Here is a 5,424-nt window from a genome sequence, read left to right as displayed (position 1 = left end):
GGAAGGCGCCGAACACCGCCTCCAGCTCCAACGCCTGCGTCCCGGCCGCCGACGCGAGCACCAGCACGGCCACGAAGGCCACGACCGATCCGCTCCTGGCGCCGGGATCGGCGCCAGCCCCAGCCCCGGCACCACTCGTAGCAATGATCCGTCCCAGCACGGCCCGGACGACGACCCGGCCGATCGTCAACGCGAAGATCCCCGCCCCGAGGACGTAAAGCACCGACAACGCCGTGTCGCCCGCCCGGACACCGGTGGTCGCCATCGCGGACACGACCGCCAGCATCAGCCAGCCAACGGCGTCGTCGATGATCCCGCCGGCCAGCGCGAGCTGCCCGACCTCCCGATGGGTCAGACGCATCTCCATGAGCGTCTTCGCCATCACCGGGATGGCGCTCACGCACATCGTCACCCCGAGGAACAGCGCGAAGACCGTCCGGTCGCCGTCGGGGCCCAGCAGGGAGGACGGCATCAGCACGCCGGTGGCGATCCCGAAACCCAACGGCAGGAGCAACCCACCGAGGCTGATCCGGGCGACGGTGAGACTGCGCCGGCGGATGATCCGCGTATCAATCTCGAACCCGCTGAGCGCGACCAGGAAGAGAACGCCGAGCTGTCCCACCGCGTCGAGCAGGTGAAACTGCGCGGCGTCACGCGGAAGCAACCAGTCCGAGAAGGCCGGCCACAGCGTTCCGAGCAATGACGGGCCGAGGAGCACGCCGACGCAGAGCTCCCCGACGATGGCGGGCATCCGCAGGCGCACGGCGAGACGCCCGAGCAGAATTGCCAGACTGAGCAGCACGGCGAGCTGAAGCAGGAACAGCAGCAGGGAATGCGGTGGGATCGAGGGGACGGGCTGGGCGGACGTGAGGGACAATGTCTCTCCTCGGACGTCTCGCCACCACTGACGGCGGCGAGGGCTCCAAGCCGACGTCCGACGACCGACGGCCGCATCGGCGACAGGCCAGCCGAGAGCCGGAATCCCGGATCACGGAGACCGGATCACGGATTTCTCGTCATCCCCCGTCGCCCGCGCGCATGCGATTCGGTCGGCTGACGCCGCGGGCGCCGGCACTGGTACCGATGTCCCTCAAGAAGAAACCACAACGGACGCCGGGAAGTCCGCCGTTCGCGTCATCTCCCGCCGCATGGCGCGGAGTTGTGGAGGGGTAATCACGTTTTCCGGGCCGGCAACCGTGACCAGCCCTCCGCGCTTCCCTCCGCTTCACCAGCCTGCGCAGGCGGGGAGAAATCGGCTCAGATGAGGCCGAGCGCGCGGACCGCCTCCCGCTCCTCGGCCAGCTCACGCACCGAGGCGTCGATCTTCTCCCGGGAGAAGGCGTCGAGCTCCAGACCCTGCACGATCTCGAACCGGCCGCCGGACGCGGTGACCGGGAACGAGGAGATGAGCCCCTCGGGCACCCCGTAGGAGCCGTCGGACGGGATCGCCGCCGAGGTCCAGTCGCCCGCCGGGGTGCCGTTGACCCAGGTGAAGATGTGGTCGATGGCCGCGGAGGCGGCCGACGCCGCGGACGATGCGCCGCGCACCTCAATGATCTCGGCGCCCCGCTTGGCGACCCGCGGGATGAACTCGTCGGCAATCCATGCCTGGTCGCCGACCGCCTCGGCGTCGCTGCGTCCGCCCACCTCGGCGTGGAAGATGTCCGGGTACTGGGTAGCCGAATGGTTACCCCAGATCGTGATCTTCTTGATCTCGGTGCTGGGCACGCCGAGTTTCTTGGCGAGCTGCGCGATCGCGCGGTTGTGGTCAAGCCGGGTCATCGCGGTGAATCGCTCGGCGGGCACGTCCGGAGCGTGCGTCTGAGCGATGAGCGCATTGGTGTTGGCCGGGTTCCCGACGACGAGAACCCTGATGTCCTCGGCGGCCCCGCTGTTGATCGCCTCGCCCTGCGGCTTGAAGATCCCGCCGTTGGCGGACAGCAGGTCACCACGCTCCATGCCCTTGGTCCGCGGGCGTGCGCCGACGAGGAGGGCCACGTTGGTGCCCTCGAAGGCCCGCTTGGCGTCGTCGAACACGTCAACCCCCGCCAGTAGCGGGAAGGCGCTGTCCTCGAGCTCCAGCGCCGTGCCCTCCGCCGCCCGCACGGCCTGCGGGATCTCCAACAGACACAGCTTCACCGGCGTGCCCGCACCCAGCAGCTGGCCCGACGCGATGCGGAACAGTAGCGCGTAGCCGATCTGACCGGCGGCGCCGGTTACGGTGACGTTGACGGGCGTTGAGCTCACTGGCTTCTCCTGGTGCAGATCACGGAAGATCGGGGTGCGGCCCGTGTCGTCCTCGTAACGATCCCGAGCCGGCTGGGTAACCGGTCCTGGACTGGAACGTCTTCTGCCGCCCCAGCGATGCTAGTCCGAGGCTAGTCCGAAGTTCTTGGTCAGGAGGCACGGGCGGCGCGGACGCAGCTCACATCGCGGCGCCGCGATGGGGCACGTGCTACCGGCCGATCTCGGTCCCGCACCGTGGTACGGGCGAGACCAGCGCGAAACGTTTCGCGTCCGCGGTGACCTGAAGGAAGGTGTAGCAACGGGTGATCTGCCCGAAATGGGCGGCGAAGTTGACGGGGGCGGGCAGCAACCCGTCCGCGTCATAGCCGCGCACCGCCCGCAGGCCCCTGATGAACGTCTCCCGGCTGGGACATGGCCCGGCGGCCACCAAGCCGCGCAGGAACATGTCCGCCGAGATCCACCCGGACAGGGCCGCCGGCGGGGACACCTGGGGCGCGTACTCCAGCATGGCCTGCAGGAACCGCTGGTGAGCGGGAGTCTCCTGCTCGAACGGCAGGTAGTCGACGAAACTGTAGACCCCGGCCAGCACTCCGCCGAACAATTGCAGGAGACGCTGGTCGTAGCCGGTGGGCGACAGGATGACCCGCAGATCTGCCCGGGCCACCCGGGCGCCCAGGACCACCTGGCCGAAGGCGGCGCCGGTGACGGCGCCGACCAGGACGTCCGCGCCGCTATCGCGCACCTTCCGGCCGATACCTGGGATGTCGACCGGCCCGGTCGCATCGATCCGGCCGAGCACCCGCACCCCGGCCGCGGCGAGGCTCAGCGCCATCTTGTCGGCGAGGGTCACGGAGGTCGCCGAGAACCCGGACTGGGCGATGATCGCCCGGTGGCCGCCGCGCTCGGCGACGAACTCACCCCAGGTCGTGACGGACGGCCCGTCGAAGATCATATTCGAGTAGCTGAACATGTTGTCGTTGTGGGTCCAGGCCGCTTCCAGCGAGGTACCGGTCACCGGTATTCGCCGGCTATTGAGATAACCAGCGGAACCACTGGCCACGGAGGTCGACTCGATGATGCCGAACACCTGGTCGTCTTCCACGAGCCCCTGGGCGGCGGCCTGGTTCCCGGCGGGATTCGAGGCGTCATCCCGCCAGACATAGATCACTTTTCGGCCATACACACCACCCGCCTTGTCCGCCACCCCGAGCCGGGCGTCCACCCCGGCCCGGAAGGACCGGAACAGTGACGCCGCGTTTCCGGTGTCCGGATAGAGCAGGCCGAATCTGATCGAGCCCGGACCGACGCCCGGCGCCGCGCAGGCCGGGGGCGCGGTCGGCCTGTCGGTGGAGACCCGGCAGCCGACCGCTCCCAAGACGATCAGGAGACTCACGAGCCCAAGCAGCGCGGCCCGACGGTCCGCACGACGGCGCCGAGGCCGGTGCGGCCCGGCCCCCAGAGCCGTGATGCTCCTCACTCCATCAAGCCTGAACCAGGAGGACCACTCTTCGGTGCCATTCCGTTGATTTTGTGAGATTCACCGAAGATCGATCGCTCCCGGTTTCAGGATCCGATCCTGCTTCGGGCTCCCCACGCGGTACCCCGTGGGGTGCGGCCCCGGTCGGCCAGGTCGGCCAGGTCAGAACGCCGCCGCGGCAGCCCGGGCGATGGCCTGGTCAAGGGGGGCGGGACCACCGCTCACCCCGACGGCCCCCACGATCACCCCGTTCCGCCACAGCGGCAGCGCACCGGGCAGACCCGTGACGACCGGTTCCGCCGGCGACGGACGCTCCCGTCCGACGCGGCCGTCACCCGTGGCAGGTGCCTTGCCGCCAGCGTGTCCCTCGCCACCGGTATGACTGACCAGCTGGGCCGGCGGAGCCCAGGAGCGAGCCGCACACGCCTTGTCGACGGAGATATCCGCGGTCTCGAGCCGGGCATTGTCCATCCGGACGTGGGCAACCAGAATTCCGGCGTGGTCAACGACGGCAATGTTAACCGGTTGACCGAGGTGAACCGCATATTTCTCCCCGGCGGCGATGATCCGACGGGCGTCCTCGAGCGATACGGTCATCCGCGACTCTCCCCATAAAGCGGCGTTCCGGTGCGCTTGACCATAGGCCCTGGCTGACTGTCAGGTGGTGGAAGGCGCGCCGCGTAACCACCGTCGCGCATGGCACTCCCGAGTGGCGAACGGCAGGATAACGGCAGGATACAGGTAGACACGGGGTATCCCCGGTTCCCCGGCGGGGAACCGGGGGTCAGGCCGCGGCGACGAACGGGAGGACGGCCTGGGGGCAGCGGTGGATCAACCGGCTGGAGAGATAGCCGCCGCCCAGCAGGTCCAGCAGAGCACCGGCGCCCGGATGATCCAGCCGGCCGACCCGGTGCAGGCCGCGCAGGCGCAACAGACCGGGCAGGTGCGCCTCGATGACTCGCTGGTCGGGCCGGGGAGCTCCGTCGAGCCAGGTGTCGAACTGCGCGCCGGTCATGATTTCCCACACAACTGTGTCCGCGACGGCACCGGTGCCGTCGGTGACGGTCACCAGATGGGGTACCCGGATCAGATCGGCGAAGCCGCTGAGATCCGGCCGCACCCCGGCGGTGACGACGTTGTCACCGACCTCCGGCTCGCCGCCGGACCCGGGGGGGCCGCCGGGGGCGGGCGTACCGCCTGCTCCCGGCCGTCTCAGGGCATTGCGCAGATGAGAAGCGAACGCCAAGGCCAGCGCGCTGCGACCGGGCAGGCTGGCATGAGCGTGCAGGACGATGGCGTCGACTGCCGGTGCGCGTAGCCGCTCGGCCGCCGCGCGAACCAGCCAGGCCGGCTCGACCAGGACGAAACTGACCTGCGCGCGCCGCCGCTCCTCGATGGCGTCACCGCCGCCTCCCGACGGGGTCCGCACCCTCATGGACTCGTGAATCCACTGGCAGGTGATGAGCCCGTCGGCACCGGGAAGTGAGAGGAGCGGCAGATCCTCCGAGCTGAAGATCCGTTCAGGGATCGACGTGGGCATGCTGTCTCCGGTCCGGTTGGCCGGGAGCGACGCGAACGCGACCGCGGGCCGCGTGAGCGGGTTGCTAAGTGCAGGAGCGGGGCTGGCACCGTCTCGCCACGTGCCCGCCCGGTCCGGGCGGTCCGGGCGGGCACCGCCCCCCAGACCACAATCGGCCACG

At 69.7% G+C, this 5,424-nt stretch carries 5 protein-coding genes; all 5 read right to left on the bottom strand.

Annotation, left to right across the window (positions count from 1 at the left end):
- Positions 1 to 877 (bottom strand): cation:proton antiporter (locus ACY45C_RS18785; RefSeq protein ID WP_462188885.1); only part of this gene is annotated, 877 nt, incomplete at its 3' end.
- 380 nt (positions 878 to 1,257) lie between these two features.
- Positions 1,258 to 2,247 (bottom strand): malate dehydrogenase, encoded by a 990-nt coding sequence (locus ACY45C_RS18780; protein WP_462188884.1) that lies wholly within the window; start codon positions 2,245 to 2,247, stop codon positions 1,258 to 1,260.
- 208 nt (positions 2,248 to 2,455) lie between these two features.
- Positions 2,456 to 3,631, bottom strand: a complete 1,176-nt coding sequence (locus ACY45C_RS18775; protein WP_462188887.1) for an ABC transporter substrate-binding protein — start codon at positions 3,629 to 3,631, stop codon at positions 2,456 to 2,458.
- 255 nt (positions 3,632 to 3,886) lie between these two features.
- Positions 3,887 to 4,321, bottom strand: a complete 435-nt coding sequence (locus ACY45C_RS18770) for a GlcG/HbpS family heme-binding protein (protein ID WP_462188883.1) — start codon at positions 4,319 to 4,321, stop codon at positions 3,887 to 3,889.
- Between the two features lie 187 nt (positions 4,322 to 4,508).
- A complete protein-coding gene (locus ACY45C_RS18765; RefSeq protein ID WP_462188882.1) occupies positions 4,509 to 5,264 on the bottom strand; it encodes a hypothetical protein in 756 nt (251 codons plus the stop codon).
- Positions 5,265 to 5,424 lie beyond the last annotated feature (160 nt).

The sequence above is a fragment of the Frankia sp. CcWB2 genome, assembly GCF_977927585.1.
The sequence above is the reverse complement of the archived record's forward strand: the minus strand, read 5'-3'. Positions and strand labels throughout refer to the sequence as shown.

Bases quoted from the DNA above. Each gene is read 5' to 3' on its own strand.
- ACY45C_RS18770 (WP_462188883.1), bottom strand. From the start codon at position 4,321: ATGACCGTATCGCTCGAGGACGCCCGTCGGATCATCGCCGCCGGGGAG.
- ACY45C_RS18765 (WP_462188882.1), bottom strand. From the start codon at position 5,264: ATGCCCACGTCGATCCCTGAACGGATCTTCAGCTCGGAGGATCTGCCG.